The organism is Enterobacter mori (genome assembly GCF_025244905.1).
GTDB classification, from domain to species: Bacteria; Pseudomonadota; Gammaproteobacteria; order Enterobacterales; family Enterobacteriaceae; genus Enterobacter; species Enterobacter mori_A.
Window position 1 is genome coordinate 319,418 of sequence record NZ_CP104285.1, and the last position, 21,396, is coordinate 340,813.

Here is a 21,396-nt window from a genome sequence, read left to right on the forward strand (position 1 = left end):
GCTTACCGGGCCTGCGTTTGAACCGTAGGCCGGGTAAGGCGAAGCCGCCACCCGGCACTATTCAGACCGCACCCAAAACCCCTCACAACACTCCAGCCACGCCTGTGCGCTGTGCGACAGATACACCCCTTCACGCCAGATCATCCCCAGTTGCCAGTGCAGGTCGCTCTCCAGCGGGATCCAGCGCAGCGTGTTTTTATCCAGCCGCTCGCAGATAGGCTGCGGCAGAATGGCTATCCCCACGCCGGCCTGCACCATCGCCGCCAGAAAATCCCACTGGCCGCTACGTACCGCGATGCGCGGCTTCACGTTATGGTGGCTAAACAGGGTCATTAGCTGACGGCTTAAGGCGAAGTCTTCGTTGTATATCAGCAACGGGTGTTCGCCGAGCAGCTCAGGTTTGACCGAGTCAATCTTTAACCAGTCACCGGAGCGCGGCACCAGCACGCACAGCGGGTGGCTAAAGAGCGGTAGCGTCGCCAGTCCGCTCTCCTCCTCAACGGGAAGGGCGGTCATTGCCACGTCCAGATCGCCGTTGGTGACCGCCTGCTGGACGGTTAAGCCGCCAAATTCTGAAATTTTCAGCTCAACGCCGGGATAACGCTGGCGGAACAGGCTAATCGGCCCGGCCATCATCATCCCCACCATTGGCGGAATGCCGAGGCGAAGCACCCCTTTCGTCAGGTGATTGATGTCGCCCAGCTCCGCTTCCAGCTGACGGAACTCCGCCAGAATCGCCAGCCCGCGTTCGAACACCACGCGTCCGGTATCGGTCAGCAGGAGTTTGCGCCCGTCGCGGATCAGAAGAGTACAGTTCAGCTCGTCTTCGAGGTTTTTCAGCATCTTGCTGATAGTAGGCTGGGTAACGAACAACTTCTCCGCTGCGCGGGTAAAACTTTGCTGGCGAACCACTTCGACAAAATAGCGCAGCGTTCTTATGTCCATGATTATTCCTCGAAACTATACCTTCGATGATTTTAATTCATTTCAGTCCACACCGTGCGGTCTCTATACTGGCGCCTCGTCTCATTTTTGAGGAAACCCTCCATGGCCGTGGCGTTAAGCCGTGTTACGCCTGCCGTTGTGCAACGACTCCAGGTACCGGTTCAGGTACTGCTCTATGCGGGACTGTTTGTTTTCGCTGAATATCTCGTCGGCTGGCTCCATCTGCCGCTACCTGCCAATCTTGTCGGTATGCTGCTGATGCTGACGCTTATTCTCTGTCGCGTGATCCCCCTTAACTGGGTACGCGCCGGGGCGCGCTGGCTGCTGGCAGAAATGCTGCTGTTCTTTGTCCCTGCCGTGGTAGCGGTAGTGAACTACGCGCAGCTGCTGATGGTCGACGGGTGGCGCATCTTTGCGGTGATCGCGTTAAGCACGCTGATGGTGCTGGGGACGACGGCCTGGGTGGTGGATAAAGTCTATCGCTTTGAAATCAGCAGGCAGAAGCATGACTAACTTTCAGATTAGCGTGCTGTGCCTGGTTGCCACACTGGTGATCTACTTTGCCAACAAGCGACTGTATCGCCGCTTTCACGCCCTGCCGCTGATGCCGCTGGTCTTCACGCCGATCCTGCTGGTGCTGATGCTGGTCTTCGGCCATATCTCCTGGCAAAACTACATTGGTGAATCTCACTGGCTGCTGTGGCTGCTCGGCCCGGCGACCATCGCTTTTGCCGTCCCCGTCTACGACAACCTGGCGATTATCAAACGTCACTGGATGTCGCTCAGCGCGGGTGTGATCACCGCTACGGTGGTAGCAGTGTGCAGCTCCGTCTGGCTGGCGCGGCTGTTTACCCTGTCCGATGAAATTCAGCGCAGCCTCGCCGTGCGCTCGGTGACCACGCCGTTTGCGCTGGCGGCGGCCAAACCCCTCGGCGGGCAGCCGGATCTGGTGGCGCTGTTTGTGGTGGTGACGGGCGTGTTTGGCATGGCGGTGGGCGATGTGCTCTTTCTGCGGCTTTCCATTCGCGAAGGCATGGCGAAAGGGGCAGGGTTCGGCGCGGCGTCGCACGGCGCGGGCACGGCGCGTTCGTATGAGCTGGGCCAGCAGGAGGGCGTGGTCGCGAGCCTGGTGATGATGCTGTCGGGCGTGGTGATGGTGCTGGTTGCACCGCTGGTGGCGTGGGTGATGTTTTAAGCTCCCCGGCCAGAATAGCCAGGGAGAAAGGTTTAGTGCGCGCGGCCCTGTTCAACGCCAAGACCGGTTTGTGAACGGATAAACTGGGCGCGGAATTTCTCACGCTCCAGATTGCCCTCCGGCGAGTTGTCAGTAGCGGAGAAGAACCAGATCCCGATAAACGCCACGGCAATGGAGAACAGCGCCGGGTATTCGTACGGGAAGATGGCGCTTGTATGACCGAGGATCTGCACCCAGATGGTTGGGCCCAGAATCATCAGGATCACCGCCGTCAGCAGGCCCAGCCAGCCGCCAATCATCGCCCCACGGGTGGTCAGTTTTGACCAGTACATGGAGAGCAGGATGATGGGGAAGTTGCAGCTTGCCGCAATCGAGAAGGCCAGCCCCACCATAAAGGCAATGTTCTGCTTCTCGAACAGGATCCCCAGCAGGATCGCCACCACGCCCAGCACTAGCACGGTGATTTTCGAGACCTTCAGCTCATCGCGCTCGCTCGCGCCTTTGCGGATGACGTTGGCGTAGAGGTCATGCGACACCGCAGAGGCTCCGGCCAGCGTCAGCCCCGCAACCACCGCCAGAATGGTGGCGAAGGCCACGGCAGAGATAAAGCCGAGGAACAGGTTCCCGCCTACCGCGTCGGCCAGGTGCACCGCCGCCATGTTGTTACCGCCAATCAGCGCGCCCGCCGCGTCCTTAAACGCCGGGTTCGCCCCCACCAGCATGATGGCGCCAAAGCCGATAATAAAGGTCAGAATGTAGAAGTAACCCATAAAGCCGGTGGCATAGAAGACGCTTTTACGTGCTTCACGCGCATCGCTCACGGTAAAGAAGCGCATCAGGATATGCGGCAGACCCGCGGTGCCGAACATCAGGCCGAGACCGAGAGAGAGCGCGGATATCGGGTCTTTCACCAGCCCGCCAGGGCTCATGATCGCTTCCCCTTTCGGATGGACCGCCATCGCTTCGGTAAACAGGTTATTGAAGCTGAAGCCGACGTGCTTCATCACCATAAAGGCCATAAAGCTGGCGCCGAACAGCAGCAGGACGGCTTTGATGATCTGCACCCAGGTGGTCGCCAGCATGCCGCCGAACAGGACGTACATCACCATCAGCACGCCGACCAGCACTACCGCGACGTGGTAGTTCAGGCCAAACAGCAGTTCAATAAGCTTGCCCGCGCCCACCATCTGGGCGATCAGGTACAGCGCCACCACCACCAGCGAGCCGCAGGCGGAGAGGGTACGAATTGGCCCCTGCTTCAGGCGATAGGATGCCACGTCAGCGAAGGTGTAGCGTCCCAGGTTACGTAAGCGTTCGGCAATCAGGAACAGAATGATCGGCCAGCCGACGAGGAAGCCGAGGGAGTAGATCAGACCGTCATAGCCGGAGGTATAGACCAGCGCGGAGATCCCGAGGAACGAGGCGGCGGACATAAAGTCACCCGCAATCGCCAGCCCGTTCTGGAAGCCGGTAATGTTGCCGCCCGCGGTGTAGTAATCGTTACGGGAACGCACGCGTTTTGACGCCCAGTAGGTGATATACAGCGTCAACAGAACGAAAATCAGGAACATCACAATCGCCTGCCAGTTGGTTGGCTGACGCTGGACCTCGCCGGTAATGGCGTCCGCCGCATGGGCAGCAAAGGGAAGTGTGGCGGCAAGCGCCGTCAGGACTCGCTTCATGATGCTTTTACCTCATGCAGAACCGCTTTATTAAGACGATCAAATTCACCGTTCGCACGCCAGACGTATACGCCGGTCAGCACAAACGAAATGACAATCACGCCGATGCCAATGGGAATACCGCGCGTCACGCTGGTACCCGCGTGCAGCGGGGTACCCAGCCAGTGCGGGGCGAAGGCGATGAGCAGAATAAAGCCGACGTAGATAACCAGCATGATGATGGAAAGTAAGAAGGCAAACCGTTGCCGCTTATCGACGAGCTCCCTGTAGTGCGCACTATTCTCTATCTGCTGACAAATATCGTTATTCATCACAGAGTCTCCAAAGGTAAGGTTGGTTTGTTTTATCCCCTCTCCCCTATGGGGAGAGGGTTAGGGTGAGGGGAGAGGGAGAATTTTATGAAGGCATCGCGATGGCCTGCTTCTCTTCGAGCAGTTTGTCCACCACGCCAGGATCCGCGAGCGTTGAGGTATCACCGAGGTTGCTGGTGTCCCCTGCCGCGATTTTGCGCAGGATACGGCGCATAATCTTCCCGGAGCGCGTTTTCGGCAGAGAATCAGTCCAGTGCAGCACATCCGGCGTCGCCAGCGGGCCGATCTCTTTACGCACCCAGTTGCGCACCTCGGTATACAGCTCTGGCGACGGCTCTTCGCCGTGGTTCAGGGTGACATAGGCGTAAATCGCCTGGCCTTTGATGTTGTGCGGAATACCGACAACGGCGGCTTCGGCAATTTTCGGATGCGACACCAGCGCGGACTCTATCTCCGCGGTGCCCAGACGGTGGCCGGAAACGTTCAGCACGTCATCCACGCGTCCGGTGATCCAGTAATAGCCGTCTTCATCACGACGCGCGCCGTCGCCGCTGAAGTACATGTTTTTAAAGGTCGAGAAGTAGGTCTGCTCGAAGCGCTCGTGGTCGCCAAACAGCGTGCGTGCCTGACCCGGCCAGGAGTCGACGATCACCAGGTTGCCTTCGGTGGCCCCTTCCTGCGGATTGCCTTCGTTATCCACCAGCGCAGGCTGCACGCCGAAGAACGGACGGGTTGCAGAACCTGCCTTCAGCTGCGTGGCGCCCGGCATAGGGGTGATCATAAAGCCGCCGGTTTCGGTCTGCCACCAGGTGTCCATCACCGGGCATTTCTCGTTGCCAATTTTCTTCCAGTACCACTCCCAGGCTTCCGGGTTGATTGGCTCACCCACGGAACCGAGGATGCGCAATGATGAGCGGTCGGTGCCCTCGATGGCTTTATCGCCTTCCGCCATTAACGCGCGGATCGCCGTTGGCGCAGTGTAGAGAATGTTAACCTGGTGCTTGTCGACCACCTGGCACATACGCGCCGGGGTCGGCCAGTTCGGTACGCCTTCAAACATCAGCGTCGTTGCACCGCAGGCCAGCGGACCGTACAGCAGGTAGCTGTGTCCGGTGACCCAACCCACGTCGGCGGTACACCAGTAGATGTCGCCGGGATGGTAGTCGAAGACGTATTTAAAGGTTGTGGCCGCATAAACCAGATAGCCGCCGGTGGTGTGCAGCACGCCTTTCGGCTTACCGGTTGAGCCGGAGGTGTAGAGAATGAACAGTGGATCCTCGGCGTTCATCTCTTCCGGTTGATGCTGGTCGCTCGCGTTTTCAATCAGGTCGCTCCACCAGAGATCGCGCCCTTCATTCCAGTCGATTTTACCGCCGGTACGCTTAAGGACGATGACGTTGCTGATAGTTTTCACATTGGGGTTTTTCAACGCTTCGTCGACGTTTTTCTTCAGGGGGATACCGCGACCGGCGCGCACGCCTTCATCAGCCGTGATCACCAGTTTGGAACTTGAGTCGACAATACGTCCGGCAACCGCTTCTGGCGAGAACCCTCCGAAAATCACCGAGTGAATCGCGCCAATACGCGCACAGGCCAGCATAGCCACCGCCGCTTCCGGTACCATTGGCATATAAATAGCAACAACGTCGCCTTTTTTAATACCTTGTTCCAGCAAAACGTTGGCGAAGCGGCAGACATCGCGATGGAGTTCGTTATAGGTGATATGTTTACTCTGCGAGGCGTCATCGCCTTCCCAGATAATGGCCGTTTCGTTGCCGCGTTCGGCGAGATGGCGGTCAAGGCAGTTCGCCGCCAGGTTCAGCGTGCCGTCTTCATACCATTTAATGGAGACGTTACCCGGGGCAAAGGAGGTGTTCTTCACCTTCTGATACGGTTTGATCCAGTCAAGGATATGGCCCTGCTCACCCCAGAAGAGGTCAGGGCTGGAGATGGATTGCTGATACTTCTCGTGGTACTGCTCCGGGTTTATCAGGCAACGGTCCGCAATGTTTGCGGGAATGTCGTGTTTATGGATTTGGCTCATGGCTTTTTTTCTCCGTGTAAGATGTTAATAATATGTCGCAAAAACGTTAATTGTAGGGGCTTTACAAGCTTTGTTTAGTATTTGGGCGGCAGATCACGCATTGTTTGACCAGGCTGAAAAATGAGCGAATGAAAATTTGAAGGGAAATAATTTACGCTAACGATTATTCACAATTACGGTTAAAAAAGCGTTTTTATAACAAAAGGTTATTTATCAGAATGGTGATAAACTCCCGTCATCGTCGCTTTTACCAGTGAAATGCGTCGTTCTTTAAGGCTTGCGCAACAGGCCGTGCAAATGATACTCATACGCCGCGTTAAAAAATCCCATAAACCAACGCAACACAATTCATACCCTTTCAGTATGTCTCCATATTCATGCAGTTTTTGTGAATAAGGCGCTTCATTGAGGAAGTCAGTTTCTATGAAAAACGTTAAAGTCAGCCTTGCCTGGCAGATCTTAATCGCCCTTGTGCTGGGCATCTTGCTGGGCAGTTACCTCCATTATCATAGCGACAGCCGCGAGTGGCTGATTGCGAACCTGCTTTCACCTGCAGGGGATATCTTTATTCATCTGATTAAGATGATTGTTGTGCCGATTGTGATTTCGACGCTGGTGGTCGGTATTGCGGGCGTCGGCGATGCGAAGCAGTTAGGCCGCATCGGTGCGAAAACCATTCTCTATTTCGAAGTGATCACTACGGTTGCCATCATCCTCGGTATTACTCTGGCGAACGTGTTTCAGCCAGGTTCCGGGATCGATATGTCGCAGCTGGCGACGGTGGATATTTCGAAATACCAAAGTACCACCGCTGACGTGCAGAGCCACGCGCACGGCCTGATGGGTACTATTCTTTCGCTGGTGCCGACCAACATCGTGGCGTCGATGGCGAAGGGTGAGATGCTGCCGATCATCTTCTTCTCGGTGCTGTTTGGTCTGGGGCTTTCTTCCCTGCCAGCGACGCACCGTGAGCCGCTGGTCACCGTGTTCCGTTCTATCTCCGAAACCATGTTTAAAGTGACCCACATGGTGATGCGTTACGCGCCAGTTGGGGTCTTCGCGCTTATTGCGGTGACCGTGGCGAACTTCGGTTTTGCCTCCCTGTGGCCGCTGGCGAAGCTGGTGATCCTGGTGCACTTCGCCATCCTGTTCTTCGCGCTGGTGGTGCTGGGCATTGTGGCGCGCCTGTGCGGGCTGAGCATCTGGATCCTGATCCGCATCCTGAAGGATGAGCTGATTCTGGCGTACTCCACGGCAAGCTCCGAGAGCGTGCTGCCGCGTATCATTGAGAAGATGGAAGCCTATGGCGCGCCTGCCTCTATTACCAGCTTCGTGGTGCCGACCGGCTACTCCTTTAACCTGGACGGCTCAACGCTGTACCAAAGTATCGCCGCTATCTTTATTGCGCAGCTGTACGGCATTGACCTGTCGCTGTGGCAGGAGATCGTACTGGTTCTGACCCTGATGGTGACATCCAAAGGTATTGCAGGTGTTCCGGGTGTCTCCTTCGTGGTGCTGCTGGCGACGCTTGGCAGCGTCGGGATCCCGCTGGAAGGTCTGGCGTTTATCGCCGGTGTGGACCGTATTCTCGACATGGCGCGTACCGCGCTGAACGTGGTGGGGAATGCCCTGGCGGTGCTGGTTATCGCCAAGTGGGAACACAAGTTCGACCGTAAAAAAGCCCTGGCGTATGAACGTGAGGTGCTGGGTCGTTTTGATAAAACGGCTGACCAGTGATGTAAAAAAGCCGGGTGGCGGCTTCGCCTTACCCGGCCTACACGAGCCGTAGGCCCGGTAAGCGCAGCGCCACCGGGCAATGGTTTACTCTCCGCTCAACGCATCAAACTCTTCGCATCCCGTATCAAACCCTTCCGTACAGCTCAGGTTCAACCAGTACAGTGCTTTCTGTTTATTTGGCGTGATAAAGCCTTTCTCGCCCTGCTGGAACAGCATCCCAGCCCAGTATTCTGCGTAGCCCGTTCGTGACAGAGACGAACTGCGCTTAAACCACGCGGCTGCCTGAGCGTCATCCTGCGCCACTTCAACGCCGTTGGCATAAATCAGCCCCAGCAGCAGTTGCGCATCAACCGCGGAGTCGTTGTCGATATCCTCGGTAGCCGTTTGCAGCAGTTTGATAGCCTGCGGATAGTCCGTTTTCCCCGCCTGAGTGTTTACAAGAACGCGCGCCAGCATGATGGCGCCACGTTTGCTGCCCGCGATAGTTGCCTGCTGCGCCAGTGCCTTCGCTTGCGCATAATTTCCTTGGGTAAAGAGGATTTGCGAGAGCAGTCCCATGGCGTCGACATCACCACCTTTTGCGGCTTTCTCGGCCCACAGCGCCGCTTGCTCGCTGTCGCCGGAGCTAAAGTACGTATCGGCCAAATAATACTGGGCACGGGCGTCACCCGCTTCAGCTTGTTCTTTGTACTGGCTGCCAATCTCATCGGCACGGACAAGCGATGTAAAAAGTAACAACAACAGAAAAATACGTTTCATGGATTCTTATCATCTGGGTACATGCCGCGCAGTATAATCGCGGTAGCAAAAGAAAAAAATGGGTGCATTAAGACCTCAGCATCCTACAAGCCGGGCGGAACTGTCGTTCCGCCCGAAGAGGTTAGCCTGCAACGCAGGCTAATTTCGCCGCCACCTCCTGATGCTCACTCTTTATTGAAAACTCGCATAACTTACCGCGAGTAATAAAGGTAAATATCACTATCGTCAGGCAGATAATAAAGACAATGCCTAACGCAGTTTTTAATGGCGTCATGCCTTTTACTCCTTGTGTAAAAAAGAATAAGAGGCTACTCTCAACCTGTTGGTAGTTGAGGGAGTAGCCTCGGGTAAATGAAAATTTCCCGGGGCTTCCTACTTTCTGTCCCTCAACAATGCTCAAGACAGAAAGTCTTAAGCACCCGCCGCACATCTTATCCCTCTGAATTAAAATGCATAGATGTAATTCTGTTCTGCGGAAATTACATTATTTCTGCGAGCCGCTTTCCAGAATAATAATTGATATTATTGATGGGTTAATCGGAAATAAAAAGGGAGTGAATACTTCACTCCCTTTATTTATCGTTTAATTAACGGCATCAACCCATTGCGCTTTCACGCAGTCGGGCTTTCAGCTTGTTATATTCGTCGATCACGTACTGTTCCGCAGCGTGTTGATCCGTAATCGGCTCCACGTTTACGGCGCAGTATTTATACTCCGGCGTTTTGGTTATCGGACTTAAGTTCTCCGTCACCAGCTCGTTACAGGCGCCAATCCACCACTGGTAGGTCATATAGACCGCGCCTTTATTCGGACGGTCGCTGACCTGGGCGCGGGTGATTATGCGGCCCTTACGCGAGTTCACCCACACCAGCGCTTCATCCTCAATGCCGAGGCGCTGCGCGTCGGCGGTGTTGATTTGCGCGTATCCCGGTTCGTCCGCCAGCGCCGCCAGCGCGGCACAGTTGCCCGTCATCGAACGACAGGAGTAGTGACCCACTTCACGCACGGTGGAGAGCACCATCGGATACTCATCGGTGAGCTTATCGATGGGCGCAACCCAGTCGCAAGTGAAGAACTGCGCCAGTCCGTTCGGGGTGTCGAATTTCTCTTTAAAGAGGTATGACGTTCCCTGGTCGGCTTCGGACTCATCGCGACACGGCCACTGGATGTAGCCCAGTTCGCCCATTTTTTCATAGGTTGCCCCATAAAAATCCGGACACAGATTTCGCAGCTCGTCCCATATCTCCTGCGTGTTGTTGTAGTGCATCGGGTAGCCCATGCGGGTGGCGATTTCGCTGATGATCTGCCAGTCCGTTTTCAGGTCCCACTTCGGCTCGACCGCTTTAAAGAAGCGCTGGAAGCCGCGGTCCGCCGCCGTGTAGACGCCTTCATGTTCGCCCCAAGAGGTCGACGGTAAAATCACATCCGCCGCCGCCGCAGTTTTGGTCATGAAGATATCCTGGACAATCACCAGCTCCAGATCCTCAAACCCTTTGCGCACCGCAGACAGCTCGGCGTCGGTCTGGAGCGGATCTTCACCCATGATGTAGGCCGCACGCACTTCGCCGTGCGCCGCGCGGTGCGGCAGCTCGCTGATGCGATATCCGGTGTGTGCCGGCAGGCTCTCCACGCCCCAGGCCTTCGCGAATTTCTCGCGGTTTTCCGGGAATTTGACGTACTGGTAGCCCGGATAGGTGTCCGGCAGCGCGCCCATATCACACGCACCCTGCACGTTATTCTGACCACGCACCGGGTTCACGCCCACATGCGCTTTACCCAGATTGCCGGTCAGCATGGCGAGGCTGGTCAGGGAACGCACGGTTTCCACGCCCTGGTAGAACTGGGTCACGCCCATGCCCCACAGGATAGCGGCGGTTTTCGCTGCCGCGTACATCCGTGCTGCCTGGCGGATCTCCTGCGCGCTGACGCCGGTTATCGTTTCCACCGACTCTGGCGTATAGCCTTCGACAATTTTCCGATACTCTTCAAAGCCTTCCGTACGGGTGGCGACAAACGCCTGGTCGTACAGATTCTCCTCAATAATGACGTGCCCCATTGCGTTCAGCAGCGCAATGTTCGAGCCGTTTTTCAACGCGATGTGCATATCCGCAATGCGCGCGGTTTCAATTTTGCGCGGATCGCAGACGATGATTTTCGCCCCATTTTGTTTAGCGCGAATAACATGGTTCGCGACGATAGGGTGAGAATCCGCCGGGTTATAACCAAAGATGAAGACGAGATCGGTATTATCTATCTCGTTGATAGCATTACTCATTGCGCCGTTACCGACCGACTGGTGCAGACCTGCAACCGATGGGCCGTGTCAGACGCGAGCGCAGCAGTCGACGTTATTGGTACCAATAACGGCGCGCGCGAATTTTTGCATTACATAGTTAGTTTCGTTACCCGTCCCGCGTGAGGAGCCGGTGGTCTGAATCGCATCCGGGCCATACTTGGCCTTGATTGCGCCCAAACGCGTGGCGACGTAATCGAGCGCCTCGTTCCAGGTGACGGCTTCCAGCTTGCCGCCGCGTTCGCGGCGGATCATAGGGGTTTTCAGGCGCGGGGTGAGGATCTGGGTATCGTTAATAAAATCCCAGCCGTAATACCCTTTCAGGCACAGCGTCCCCTGGTTGGTTTTCCCCTGTGCGGCCTCCGCCCGGACGATTTTGCCGTTATCGACCACCAGGTGGATCTTGCAACCTGAGGCACAATAAGGGCAAACCGTGACGACTTTTTTCATCAGTCTGCTCCAGTTAATCGAATCTTTCGCACCCACTATGCAGCTTCTATGCCATGTTTTTAGTGTGGGTATCTCCAGACTGTACGGCTGATATGCGCGCAAAACCCTGACGAAAAACAGGCAATCGTCAAAATTGACGTGTCGAAAGAGCAGCGGATGTGACATGGGTTGAAATTCCGTCACGTAAAAAACAATTTGGCTGGAGCCAACGGCAGAATGGTTCAGACTTAACATAATCCCCTGACGGAAGCATATGATGAAACCGGCGATTCTGGTGGTTGATGACGATACGGCAGTGTGTGAATTGCTGCAGGACGTGCTCAACGAGCACGTCTTTACCGTGCTCGTCTGCCATAACGGGCTGGATGCGCTGAACCGGGTACATCAGGATCCCAGTATCGCACTCGTGCTGCTGGACATGATGCTGCCGGATATCAACGGCCTGCAGGTCTTGCTCCAGTTGCAAAAGCAGCGGCCAGAACTACCGGTGGTAATGTTGACGGGGCTGGGCAGTGAATCAGACGTGGTCGTGGGTCTGGAGATGGGAGCCGACGATTACATCGGCAAACCGTTTAACCCGCGCGTGGTGGTTGCCCGCGTGAAAGCGGTACTGCGCCGGACGGGCGTGCTGGCAGCAGAAGCCCCCGCGCCGCGTGCGGTGGGCGTTGCTTTCAACGGCTGGACGCTGGATACCACCCGCTGCGAGCTGAGCGATCCGCAGCGTAACACCGTCCCTTTAACGCAGGGCGAGTACGGCTTGCTGCTGGCGCTCACGCAAAATGCCCGCCGGGTACTCAGCCGCGAGCAGTTGCTTGAACTCACCCACAGCGAAAGCACCGAGGTGTTCGACCGTACGATTGACGTGTTGATCATGCGCCTGCGACGAAAAATCGAGGCCAACCCGCATCAGCCTGCGCTGATTAAAACCATTCGCGGCCTGGGCTACGTCTTTGCCACTGATGTTTCTCATAACGAGAAAGCGGCCTAGGTATTTTCTTTGATAAACAGCTGCAGTTCGGCCAACGTTTTCGCGCCGTCAATGGCATTGGCGGCCAGCAGGCTTGCCCGCGCGCAGGCGTGCGCCAGATAAATACTCTCGGTAAGCGACAGCGATTCATGACAACCGTATAAAAACCCCGCGCAAAACGCATCGCCCGCGCCGACGCTGCCGATAATCTCTTCCTGCGCAAGCATCCACGACGGGATCCAGCGGCCTTGCTCACCCGGCGCTTCCCCCCATGCCCCTTCCGGGCAGTGGATCACCACCCGCTGACGAACGCCTGCCGCCAGCAGCTGCGCGGCGGCTTCAGCAATATGGGCTGTGTTCAGCGCATCGCTGCCGTCGCGCATCTCCAGCCCGCTAAACTCCCCGGCTTCCAGCTCGTTAATGACCATATAATCAAGATGGCGCAGGGCAGGGAGCACCAGCGGCTGATAGCGCGGGTCGCCCTTGCGGGACACCAGGTCGAGCGAGGTTTCATATCCCTGGTCGCGCATCTGCGCCAGCAGCCGCGCGCTGCGGGTGCCGAACTCGTCATCGGGCATATCCAGGCTGTCGAGCAGCAGCAGGTAGCCGAGATGGAAGATCTTCATCGATCCGTCTAAGCGATCGAAGGCGGGAAGATCCAGCAGGCGGTTGGCGCCCGGCGAGTGGAAGAAGGTGCGCTGTCCGCTGGGATCGGTCATGACCTGCGACATGGAGGTTGGGGCAAAGGTGGTGCGCTGCACGCGCTGGCGGTTGACGTGGTACTGGTCAAGCATCGCCAGAATGTAGTCTCCGTCGCCGTCTTCGCCAATCAGCCCCACCGCCTGCAGCGGCAGGCCAACGTGCATTTTCGCCAGCGTCAGCAGCACGTTGAGCGGCGCCCCGCCGGTTGATCGTTCGCTGTGAGTGATTTCCGCCAGCCAGCCGCGCTCCGGCCACTGCACGATCTGGTGGACGTGATCCACCAGCATGTTGCCTGCGGCGATGATGCCTTTACGTTCCATCATGCCTGCCCCGCGCTGCCGAAGATGCGCATCTGTTCGGCGACCGTATCCGTAATCGCCTCTTCTATCCCCAGCAGCAACTCGGCAAATTCATCATACAGCGGCTGGCGGTTTGCCATGCGCTGCTCCACGGCGGCGAGCGCAGCCTGCGACATGCCGGTATAAAAGTTGATTTTATGAATGCCCAGCTCGATGGCGCGGCGGAAGTCGACGTCGCTAATGCCGGAGCCGCCATGTAAAACCAGCGGCAGGCCCGTCTGCTGGCGAATGGCGTCCAGGCGCGGGAAATCGAGCTTCGGCTCGCCCTTGTATTTGCCGTGCGCGTTGCCGATAGCAACCGCCAGCGCGTCAATGCCGGTTGAATCAACAAATTCGCGCGCCAGCTGCGGGTCGGTAAAGCACGCTTCGTCCGCATGCCCGTAAAGCGCGCCGCCTTCATCACCACCGACCGCGCCCAGTTCCGCCTCCACCGACACACCCACCGCGTGGCACATCTTCACCACTTCCCGCGTCTGGCGAATGTTTTCCTCGTAGCTCAGCGTCGAACCGTCGAACATCACCGAGCTAAAGCCTAGGCGCAGGGCGCGCACGACGGCCTCAAAATGCAGCCCGTGATCGAGGTTAAGCACCACGGGAATAGCGTGACGGGCGGCTTCAAACTTCACCGCTTCGACAAGCGAATCCAGAGACACGTACTTAAAATGCACTTCGGCGATGTTAATGATAAACGGCGAGCGTTCCTGCTTCGCGGCGGCAAACAGCGCGCGCAGGAAGTGGGAGTCGAGAACGTTGAATGCGCCCAGCGCGTAGCGATTCGCCCTGGCGTGCTCAAGACCGTCGGCAAGAGAAATCAATGGCATCATTCACCCCTTATATCCGAAACAGGTTGTACTCGTTGCACAGCACCAGCACCGCCGGTTCGTCTTCTTCGATGTTGTTATAGCGGGAAACGGGCTGCAAAAAGTGGTTATCGTGCTCGTCGTCGTTTACCGATGACACTTCGCCGACCAGCACGTCGCCGAAGCCGCGTTCACCCCAGAAACTGTGGTAAAGACCGGGCGTCAGGCAGATGCTTTCACCGGGCAGCAGGCGCAGCTGGCTGCCGGGGGCGTGGGTCTGACGGCAGCCGTCGACGGTGACCGTCACGTCGGTGTTTTCCGTCTCTTCATGCGCGCCCGCATTCCATAACTCAATAATCAGGTTCCCGCCGCCCCGGTTGATGATGTCTTCCCGCTTGCGCCAGTGAAAATGCATCGGCGTAACCTGGCCGTCGCGCACGTGCATGATTTTTTCGGCGTAGCATTTTTCATAGGGCACGCCGTTGGGCGAGCCGTTGCGCAGGGTAAACAGCGTCAGGCCCTCGGCGGCAAAGCTGTTGCCGCCGAACGCCGTCACGTCCCAACCGAGCTTGAGGTCAAACACTTCCTGCCATGCGGCCTGGTCAAGCTGCTGCCATTTAGTGGGCGGAAAGCTGGCAAAAGGCGGGAGATGCACGTCGTGCATGGAAAAAAACTGTCGCGTGTGGCCGAGAATTTCATTGATGTCGGAGCGTTTCATGGGGACTCCCGGAGTTATGTGCAAAACCTTGCCCCTCACCCTGCCCTCTCCCCATAGGGGAGAGGGTGTTCAAGTTCCCTCTCCCCTGTGGGGAGAGGGCTAGGGTGAGGGGTCTACTTAACCGTCCACCCCTTATAGGTCCCGACGTTCTTTTTATCGATCATTGTTACCGGGATCAGCACGGGCTCTTTTGGCGCAGGTTTGCCCTGAAGAATGTCATAGCCAATTTCCACCGCTTTTGCCGCCATCACCTGCGGATCCTGCGCCGGGGTCGCGACAAACAGGGAGTTTTCGCGCTTCAACGCCTCTTCACCGTCCGGTGAGCCGTCCACGCCGACGATAAAGAACTCGTTGCGCTGCGCCTGTTTCGCCGCCAGATCGGCGCCGATCGCCGTCGGATCGTTAATCGCGAATACGCCGTCGATCTTCGGATTAGCGGCCAGCAGGGAGGTCATGACTTCCAGACCGCCTTCACGACTGCCCTTGGCGTTCTGGTTATCCGAGAGCACTTTGATATCCGGATGTTTTTTGAATTCCGTCTGGCAACCTTCCACGCGGTTTTGTACCGCAGAGACCGGTGGTCCGTTGATGATCACCACATTGCCTTTGCCTTTCAGATGGTCGGTAATGTACTTACAGGCCATTTCCCCCGCCTGGGTGTTGTCGGAGGTGATGGTGGCATCGGCCCCTTCCGCCGCCACGTCAACCGCAACGACCACGATCCCGGCATCCTTCGCGCGCTTCACCGCCGGGCCGATCCCTTTAGAATCCGCGGCGTTGAGGATGATCATGTCTACTTTCGCGGCGATGAAGTTGTCGATCTGCGCCACCTGCTGGCCCAGATCGTAACCGCTGGAAACCAGCGTCACTTTGACGTTATCGCCTGCCAGCTTGCGCGCTTCCAGCTCGGCACCTTTGGTGATCTGCACGAAGAACGGGTTAGCCAGGTCACCCACCGTCACGCCAATGGACTTCAGATCTTTCGCCTGCGCAAACGGCGTTGCGGCAAGCAGCGCGCCAGCACAGAGCGCGGTTACTAACGGTTTCAAACGCATCTTGTCTTCCTCACTCGTAGGGTATTGTTGTTATGCACTTTGGTGGTGTCGGGTACGGTATTTGTCGATCAGCACCGCTATGATGATCACCGCCCCTTTGATCACCAGCTGCCAGAAGTAAGAGACGCCCATCAGCGTCATGCCGTTGTTGAGGGTGGCGATGATAAGCGCCCCCACCAGCGTGCCGGTGATCGTGCCGATCCCGCCGACGAAGCTGGTGCCGCCGAGGATCACCGCCGCAATCGCATCCAGCTCGTAACCCATGCCGAGGTTACCGTTGGCGCTGTAGAGTCGCGAGGCGCTCATCACCCCGCCGAGGCCAGAGAGCAGGCCGCTCATACCATAGACAAACAGCAGCACCAGCCAGACCTTAATGCCCGTTAAGCGCGCCGCCTGCATGTTGCCACCCACCGCGTAGATGTGAACGCCAAGCGTAGTGCGGCGCAGGATAAACCAGCAGATAGCAATGACCGCCAGGGCAATCACCACCAGCCACGGAATCGGGCCGAGGTAGTTATTGCCGATCCACTCGAAGCTGATGTTGGAGTTAATAACCGTCGTGCCGTCGGCCAGCAGGTAGGCCGCGCCGCGCAGCGCCGTATAGGTGCCGAGCGTGACGATGAAGGGGGGGAGCCCGGCAAAGGCCACCAGCGCGCCGTTGAACAGTCCCAGCACCATGCCGAGCATCAGCGCGGCCGGAATGGAGAGCATCGCGAATTCCGGGATAAGCGAGACCACCATCGCGGCCACCGCTGTGGTACCCAGAATCGAGCCCACGGAGAGGTCAATCCCGCCGGTCAAAATGATGAAGGTCATTCCCGCCGCCAGCACGATATTGATCGACGCCTGGCGGGTAATATTGAGCAGGTTGCTCTCGGTGAAAAAGTTAGGGGCGATAAAGCCAAATACCGCCACAATCAGGATAAGAATCGGCAGAATACCGACCGTTTGCATCAGATCGCTCATCAGCATTTTTTTGGCGGAGGCGGATTTCGCCACCTGCTGCGGATGGGTAGGAGTTGTCATGATTGCACCGCCTGATGATGAGTGTCGTTCACGCCGGTTGCCAGCGTCATAATGTTTTCCTGAGAGATGTCGCGCCCGTGCAGTTCACCCGCGATGCTGCCTTCCCGCATTACGTACACCCGGTCGCTCATGCCTACCACTTCCGGCAGCTCGCTGGAGATCATTAAAATCGCCACCCCCTTGCGGGCCATCTGGTTCATGATGCGGTAGATCTCGCTTTTCGCGCCGACGTCTACGCCGCGCGTAGGTTCGTCAAGGATCAGAATGCGCGGGCCGATGGCCACCCAGCGGGAGATCAGCAGCTTTTGCTGATTGCCGCCGGACAGCCCGCCTGCGCGCACCTGAGAATGCGGCACGCGGATGTTGAGCAGGGCGATAGCGTCATCGGAAATTGATTGCGCTTTTTTACGGTTCAACATGCCGAAGGTGGCGTCGCGCTCCAGCGTCGCCATGGTGATGTTCTCCTGCGCCGCCAGCTCCAGAAACAGCCCCTGCTCCTTGCGGTTTTCAGTGAGAAAACCGATGCCGTTATCAATGGCCGCGCGCGGGGAGTGGATCACCACCGGTTCGCCATCCACCTCAATCATGCCGCCGGTGGCTTTACGCACGCCGAAGATGAGCTGTGCCAGCTCGGAACGTCCGGCCCCGACCAGGCCCGCCAGCCCGACGATTTCGCCGGAACGCACCTGCAGGCTGCAGGGAAGCACTTTTTTGCCGTCAGTAAGGTGATGCACGTTGAGGCGCGGGCTGCCTAACGGGATGTCGCGTTCTTTGTTAAACAGGTCGCTTAACGGGCGGCCCACCATCATGCGCACCAGTTCAGAAGCATTCAGCTTGTCGCGCGTCAGGCTGCCGACGTACTGCCCGTCGCGCAGAACGCTGACGCGATCTGAGAGTTCATACACTTCCGCCATGCGGTGGCTGATATAGATGATCGCCATCCCTTCATCGCGCAGGCGCAAAATCAGTTCAAACAGGCGGTGCGTTTCCCGCGAGGAGAGGGCGGCGGTAGGTTCGTCCATCACCAGAATGCGGCTGTTGCGGTGCAGCGCGCGGGCAATTTCTACCTGCTGCTGCTCGGCGATGGTCAGCTTCATCACCAGGTCGGTGGCGCTGAACTGCGCCCCGAGACGGTCAATCACCGCCTGCGCCTGGGCGGCCATCTCTTTGCGCTGCACCAGCCCGCCGCGCGACAGTTCGCTGCCGAGGAAAATATTTTCGGCAACGGTGAGATTGGGCGCGAGCTGCATCTCCTGGTAAATCAGGGTAATACCTGCCGCCAGCGCATCTTTCGGGCCTTTAATATGAAACGGCTGGCCGTCGATCAGGATCTCGCCGCTGGTGGCGGTATAGGCTCCGGCGAGGATCTTCATCAGCGTGCTTTTTCCCGCGCCGTTTTCCCCCATCAGCGCGTGGATCTCTCCTGGAAAGACCGTCAAATCTACACCCTTGAGCGCGTGGAAACTGCCAAACGTTTTGGCAATGCTGCGCATCTCTAATACCGGGGTTCTGCTCATGGCGGATCTCCTGCGAATGCCGATATCTGCACTTCATCACAGGTGCGTAAATGCAAAATGTCAGAAGCTGTTCATATTTGTCATAGTTATGAATAGCGAATGTGGATCACAGTTAGGGAGTCAACATGTCTTCACGCCCCCCGTTCTTCACCAGCGCCCGCGGTCGCCTGCTGATATTTAACCTGCTGGTGGTGGCGGTAACGCTGATGGTCAGCGGCGTGGCGGTGCTCGGCTTTCGTCACGCGAGCCAGATCCAGGAACAGGTGCAGCAGCAAACGCTGGATGACATGACCGGCAGCATGAACCTTGCGCGCGACACGGCCAACGTGGCTACGGCGGCGGTGCGGCTGTCGCAGGTGGTCGGTGCGCTGGAGTACAAAGGCGAAGCTGAACGGCTGAAACAGACGCAGATGGCGCTGCGCCACTCGCTGGAACAGCTTGCGGATGCGCCTCTGGCGCAGCAGGAACCGGCGCTGGTGGCGCGTATTATTCAAAGAAGCAATGAATTACAGCAGAGCGTGACGGAGATGCTTGAGCGCGGGCAGCGACGCCACCTGGAGCGTAACGCGCTGCTCAGCTCGCTCTACCAGAGCCAGAGTTACCTGCGCCATCTGCAGGATATCAATCGTCGTTACGACAGCAACGTGCCGGATGCGCAGCAGCTGATGGAAATGGACAGGTTGATCGCTGCTGCCATCGACACCCCTTCGCCGCGCGCGACCGTTCAGCAGCTTGACGCCGTGACGGCAACATTGCCCTGGCAAACAGCGCAGCCTGTTGTGAACGCTGTCCTGCCCGATTTTAACGTCGAGCTGCATAAACTTTCCCCTCTGTCGAAGCAGCTGGAAGAGAGCGATCTGGCGATCAGTTGGTATATGTTCCACATCAAGGCGCTGGTGGCGATCCTCAACAGCGACATCAATCAGTATGTAGAACAGGTGGCGAACGCCTCCCGGCTGCGTACCGCCCAGAGCCATCAGGAGCTGCGCTCGATCAGCGTGTTTATCAGCATTTTCGCCGTACTGGCGCTGATCATCACCGGGTGCGCCTGCTGGTATATCTACCGCAATCTGGGCTCTAATCTGACGGCTATCTCCAGAGCGATGTCGCGCCTTGCGCACGGCGAGCAGGATGTTTCGGTGCCCGCGCTGCAGCGGCGCGATGAGCTGGGCGAGCTGGCGCGCGCGTTTAACGTTTTTGCCCGCAACACCGCCTCGCTTGAGCACACCACGCGTCTGCTGAAAGAGAAAACCACGCAGATGGAGATCGACCGCGTCGAGCGTCAGGGGCTGGAAGAGGCGCTGCTGCATAGCCAGAAGATGAAGGCCGTCGGACAGCTGACGGGCGGGCTGGCGCATGATTTTAATAACCTGCTGGCGGTGATCATCGGCAGCCTTGAGCTCACCGACACCGAATCAAAAGACGCGCCGCGTATTACCCGGGCGCTAAAGGCAGCAGAACGCGGCGCGCTGCTGACCCAGCGCCTGCTGGCGTTTTCCCGCAAGCAATCCCTGACGCCGCATGCGGTAGAGATGCTGCCGCTGCTGGAGAACCTCCGGGAACTGATGCGCCACTCTCTGCCTGCCACCCTGACCCTGGAGATTGAAGCGCAATCCCCGGCGTGGCCCGCGTGGATAGACGTCAGCCAGCTGGAAAACGCCATTATCAACCTGGTAATGAACGCGCGTGATGCGATGGAGGGGCAAAGCGGGGTGATCAAAATTCGCACCTGGAACCAGCGCGTGACCCGCAGCGACGGGCGAAGGCAGGATATGGTGGCGCTGGAGGTCATTGACCGCGGCAGCGGGATGTCTCAGGAGGTGAAATCCCGCGTCTTTGAGCCGTTCTTCACCACCAAACAGACCGGGAGCGGGAGCGGGTTAGGCCTGTCGATGGTCTACGGTTTTGTGCGTCAGTCCGGCGGTCGCGTGGAGATCGAGAGCGCACCGGGGCAGGGAACAACCGTCCGGCTTCACCTCCCGCGCTCGACGCTTCCCGCCGCTTCCGAGGATGAAGCGCTGTCTGCCACCGCTACCGTTGAGAACGAGCGGCTGGTACTGGTGCTGGAGGACGAAGCCGATGTCCGTCAGACCCTGTGCGAGCAGCTGCATCAGCTCGGCTATCTGACGCTGGAAGCGGATAACGGCGAGCAGGCGCTGAACATGCTGGCGGCATCGCCGGATATTGGCCTGTTTATCAGCGACCTGATGTTGCCGGGAAGCCTGAGCGGGGCCGAGGTGATTAGCCAGGTGCGCAGTCATTATCCGCAGCTCCCGGTGCTGCTGATCAGCGGCCAGGATTTACGGCCAGCGCATAATCCACAGCTGCCGGACGTTCAGTTGTTGCGTAAGCCGTTTACACGTGTGCAGTTGGCGCAGGCGTTGCGGAAGGTGATGCTAATTTGAGATTCCTCCGCTACCCCCGTTTTCTGCCTTTCATTACCGTAAAGCCAGTTAACCTGCGAGTCTGGCCTTATGAAACGTTACTCAACTGCTCTGTTATTTGGTCTGCTGTCACTCACCAGCCAACTGGCTCACGCCGATATTGTTGATGATGCTATTGGCAACATTCAACAGGCGATCAACGATGCGTATAACCCCAGCAGCAGTCGTAATGACGATGACGACGATCGTTACGATCGAAGCCGTCAAATGGACAGTCGACAGTACGACGACCGCCGTCGGCAGCTTGAAGACAGACGCCAGCGTCTAGACGAGCGTCAGCGCCAGTTGGATGACGATCGCCGCAGGTTAGAAGAGGATGAGCGCAGGTTAGAAGACGATTACGATCGAGGTTAAGTGCGGCCTGTTGCCCTCACCCCAACCCTCTCCCACG

At 57.7% G+C, this 21,396-nt stretch carries 19 protein-coding genes; 6 read left to right on the forward strand and 13 right to left on the reverse strand.

The annotated features are described in order from the left end of the window. Positions 1–57: 57 nt before the first annotated feature. Positions 58–945: a LysR family transcriptional regulator gene (locus tag N2K86_RS01535; protein ID WP_260660228.1), complete on the reverse strand. Its 888-nt coding sequence runs from the start codon at positions 943–945 to the stop codon at positions 58–60. A 102-nt stretch (positions 946–1,047) separates the two neighbouring features. On the opposite strand from N2K86_RS01535, the gene N2K86_RS01540 reads away from it, so the two are divergent. Then, a complete protein-coding gene (locus tag N2K86_RS01540) occupies positions 1,048–1,458 on the forward strand; it encodes a CidA/LrgA family protein (RefSeq protein ID WP_260660229.1) in 411 nt (136 codons plus the stop codon). Beyond that, positions 1,451–2,140: an LrgB family protein gene (locus N2K86_RS01545; RefSeq protein ID WP_260660230.1), complete on the forward strand. Its 690-nt coding sequence runs from the start codon at positions 1,451–1,453 to the stop codon at positions 2,138–2,140. Before N2K86_RS01540 ends, N2K86_RS01545 begins: the two co-directional genes overlap by 8 nt. 32 nt (positions 2,141–2,172) lie before the next feature. On the opposite strand, the gene actP is transcribed toward N2K86_RS01545, so the two are convergent. From actP to acs, 3 genes are all read right to left on the reverse strand, one after another. After that, positions 2,173–3,822, reverse strand: a complete 1,650-nt coding sequence (actP, locus tag N2K86_RS01550) for a cation/acetate symporter ActP (protein WP_260660231.1) — start codon at positions 3,820–3,822, stop codon at positions 2,173–2,175. After that, positions 3,819–4,133 (reverse strand): DUF485 domain-containing protein, encoded by a 315-nt coding sequence (locus N2K86_RS01555; RefSeq protein ID WP_042719161.1) that lies wholly within the window; start codon positions 4,131–4,133, stop codon positions 3,819–3,821. Before N2K86_RS01555 ends, actP begins: the two co-directional genes overlap by 4 nt. An 85-nt stretch (positions 4,134–4,218) precedes the next feature. Next, positions 4,219–6,177 (reverse strand): acetate--CoA ligase, encoded by a 1,959-nt coding sequence (gene acs, locus N2K86_RS01560; protein WP_260660232.1) that lies wholly within the window; start codon positions 6,175–6,177, stop codon positions 4,219–4,221. Positions 6,178–6,600: 423 nt separating this feature from the next. Here acs and gltP point away from each other — a divergent pair, with 423 nt between their 5' ends. Next, entirely contained in the window at positions 6,601–7,914 is a 1,314-nt protein-coding gene (gene gltP, locus N2K86_RS01565; protein WP_089598629.1) for a glutamate/aspartate:proton symporter GltP, read from the forward strand. 84 nt (positions 7,915–7,998) lie between these two features. Here the strand turns inward: gltP and N2K86_RS01570 are convergent, their stop codons facing one another. The 3 genes from N2K86_RS01570 to fdhF form a co-directional block, all read right to left on the reverse strand. Then, a complete protein-coding gene (locus tag N2K86_RS01570; RefSeq protein ID WP_260660233.1) occupies positions 7,999–8,673 on the reverse strand; it encodes a tetratricopeptide repeat protein in 675 nt (224 codons plus the stop codon). A gap of 121 nt (positions 8,674–8,794) precedes the next feature. Next, positions 8,795–8,947 (reverse strand): Hok/Gef family protein, encoded by a 153-nt coding sequence (locus N2K86_RS01575; RefSeq protein WP_080329986.1) that lies wholly within the window; start codon positions 8,945–8,947, stop codon positions 8,795–8,797. A gap of 322 nt (positions 8,948–9,269) precedes the next feature. Beyond that, complete coding sequence (gene fdhF / locus N2K86_RS01580) at positions 9,270–11,417, reverse strand: formate dehydrogenase subunit alpha (RefSeq protein ID WP_260660234.1); 2,148 nt, start codon at positions 11,415–11,417, stop codon at positions 9,270–9,272. 256 nt (positions 11,418–11,673) lie between these two features. Between fdhF and N2K86_RS01585 the strand changes: the two genes are divergently transcribed. Further along, positions 11,674–12,405: a response regulator gene (locus tag N2K86_RS01585; RefSeq protein ID WP_260661614.1), complete on the forward strand. Its 732-nt coding sequence runs from the start codon at positions 11,674–11,676 to the stop codon at positions 12,403–12,405. Here the strand turns inward: N2K86_RS01585 and N2K86_RS01590 are convergent. The 6 genes from N2K86_RS01590 to N2K86_RS01615 form a co-directional block, all read right to left on the reverse strand. Then, complete coding sequence (locus tag N2K86_RS01590; RefSeq protein WP_260661615.1) at positions 12,402–13,406, reverse strand: carbohydrate kinase family protein; 1,005 nt, start codon at positions 13,404–13,406, stop codon at positions 12,402–12,404. The genes N2K86_RS01585 and N2K86_RS01590 overlap by 4 nt on opposite strands. After that, positions 13,406–14,266, reverse strand: a complete 861-nt coding sequence (locus N2K86_RS01595; protein ID WP_260661616.1) for a ketose 1,6-bisphosphate aldolase — start codon at positions 14,264–14,266, stop codon at positions 13,406–13,408. The genes N2K86_RS01590 and N2K86_RS01595 overlap by 1 nt, the downstream gene beginning before the upstream one ends. Before the next feature lie 10 nt (positions 14,267–14,276). Continuing rightward, the gene (locus tag N2K86_RS01600; protein ID WP_260660235.1) at positions 14,277–14,963 is read right to left on the reverse strand and encodes a D-lyxose/D-mannose isomerase; all 687 of its coding nucleotides are present in this window, start codon (positions 14,961–14,963) and stop codon (positions 14,277–14,279) included. Between the two features lie 113 nt (positions 14,964–15,076). Next, on the reverse strand, positions 15,077–16,018 hold the full coding sequence (locus N2K86_RS01605) for an ABC transporter substrate-binding protein (protein ID WP_260660236.1): 942 nt from the start codon (positions 16,016–16,018) through the stop codon (positions 15,077–15,079). A 30-nt stretch (positions 16,019–16,048) separates the two neighbouring features. Then, complete coding sequence (locus N2K86_RS01610) at positions 16,049–17,044, reverse strand: ABC transporter permease subunit (RefSeq protein WP_042719147.1); 996 nt, start codon at positions 17,042–17,044, stop codon at positions 16,049–16,051. Further along, entirely contained in the window at positions 17,041–18,561 is a 1,521-nt protein-coding gene (locus tag N2K86_RS01615) for a sugar ABC transporter ATP-binding protein (RefSeq protein WP_260660237.1), read from the reverse strand. The genes N2K86_RS01610 and N2K86_RS01615 overlap by 4 nt, the downstream gene beginning before the upstream one ends. A 125-nt stretch (positions 18,562–18,686) precedes the next feature. Between N2K86_RS01615 and N2K86_RS01620 the strand changes: the two genes are divergently transcribed. After that, positions 18,687–20,966, forward strand: a complete 2,280-nt coding sequence (locus N2K86_RS01620; protein ID WP_260660238.1) for an ATP-binding protein — start codon at positions 18,687–18,689, stop codon at positions 20,964–20,966. A gap of 69 nt (positions 20,967–21,035) precedes the next feature. Then, positions 21,036–21,359: a DDRRRQL repeat protein YjdP gene (yjdP, locus tag N2K86_RS01625; protein WP_260660239.1), complete on the forward strand. Its 324-nt coding sequence runs from the start codon at positions 21,036–21,038 to the stop codon at positions 21,357–21,359. The last annotated feature ends 37 nt before the right edge of the window (positions 21,360–21,396 follow it).

Bases quoted from the DNA above. Each gene is read 5' to 3' on its own strand.
- N2K86_RS01535 (WP_260660228.1), bottom strand. From the start codon at position 945: ATGGACATAAGAACGCTGCGCTATTTTGTCGAAGTGGTTCGCCAGCAA.
- N2K86_RS01540 (WP_260660229.1), top strand. From the start codon at position 1,048: ATGGCCGTGGCGTTAAGCCGTGTTACGCCTGCCGTTGTGCAACGACTC.
- N2K86_RS01545 (WP_260660230.1), top strand. From the start codon at position 1,451: ATGACTAACTTTCAGATTAGCGTGCTGTGCCTGGTTGCCACACTGGTG.
- actP (WP_260660231.1), bottom strand. From the start codon at position 3,822: ATGAAGCGAGTCCTGACGGCGCTTGCCGCCACACTTCCCTTTGCTGCC.
- N2K86_RS01555 (WP_042719161.1), bottom strand. From the start codon at position 4,133: ATGAATAACGATATTTGTCAGCAGATAGAGAATAGTGCGCACTACAGG.
- acs (WP_260660232.1), bottom strand. From the start codon at position 6,177: ATGAGCCAAATCCATAAACACGACATTCCCGCAAACATTGCGGACCGT.
- gltP (WP_089598629.1), top strand. From the start codon at position 6,601: ATGAAAAACGTTAAAGTCAGCCTTGCCTGGCAGATCTTAATCGCCCTT.
- N2K86_RS01570 (WP_260660233.1), bottom strand. From the start codon at position 8,673: ATGAAACGTATTTTTCTGTTGTTGTTACTTTTTACATCGCTTGTCCGT.
- N2K86_RS01575 (WP_080329986.1), bottom strand. From the start codon at position 8,947: ATGACGCCATTAAAAACTGCGTTAGGCATTGTCTTTATTATCTGCCTG.
- N2K86_RS01585 (WP_260661614.1), top strand. From the start codon at position 11,674: ATGAAACCGGCGATTCTGGTGGTTGATGACGATACGGCAGTGTGTGAA.
- N2K86_RS01590 (WP_260661615.1), bottom strand. From the start codon at position 13,406: ATGGAACGTAAAGGCATCATCGCCGCAGGCAACATGCTGGTGGATCAC.
- N2K86_RS01595 (WP_260661616.1), bottom strand. From the start codon at position 14,266: ATGCCATTGATTTCTCTTGCCGACGGTCTTGAGCACGCCAGGGCGAAT.
- N2K86_RS01600 (WP_260660235.1), bottom strand. From the start codon at position 14,963: ATGAAACGCTCCGACATCAATGAAATTCTCGGCCACACGCGACAGTTT.
- N2K86_RS01605 (WP_260660236.1), bottom strand. From the start codon at position 16,018: ATGCGTTTGAAACCGTTAGTAACCGCGCTCTGTGCTGGCGCGCTGCTT.
- N2K86_RS01610 (WP_042719147.1), bottom strand. From the start codon at position 17,044: ATGACAACTCCTACCCATCCGCAGCAGGTGGCGAAATCCGCCTCCGCC.
- N2K86_RS01615 (WP_260660237.1), bottom strand. From the start codon at position 18,561: ATGAGCAGAACCCCGGTATTAGAGATGCGCAGCATTGCCAAAACGTTT.
- N2K86_RS01620 (WP_260660238.1), top strand. From the start codon at position 18,687: ATGTCTTCACGCCCCCCGTTCTTCACCAGCGCCCGCGGTCGCCTGCTG.
- yjdP (WP_260660239.1), top strand. From the start codon at position 21,036: ATGAAACGTTACTCAACTGCTCTGTTATTTGGTCTGCTGTCACTCACC.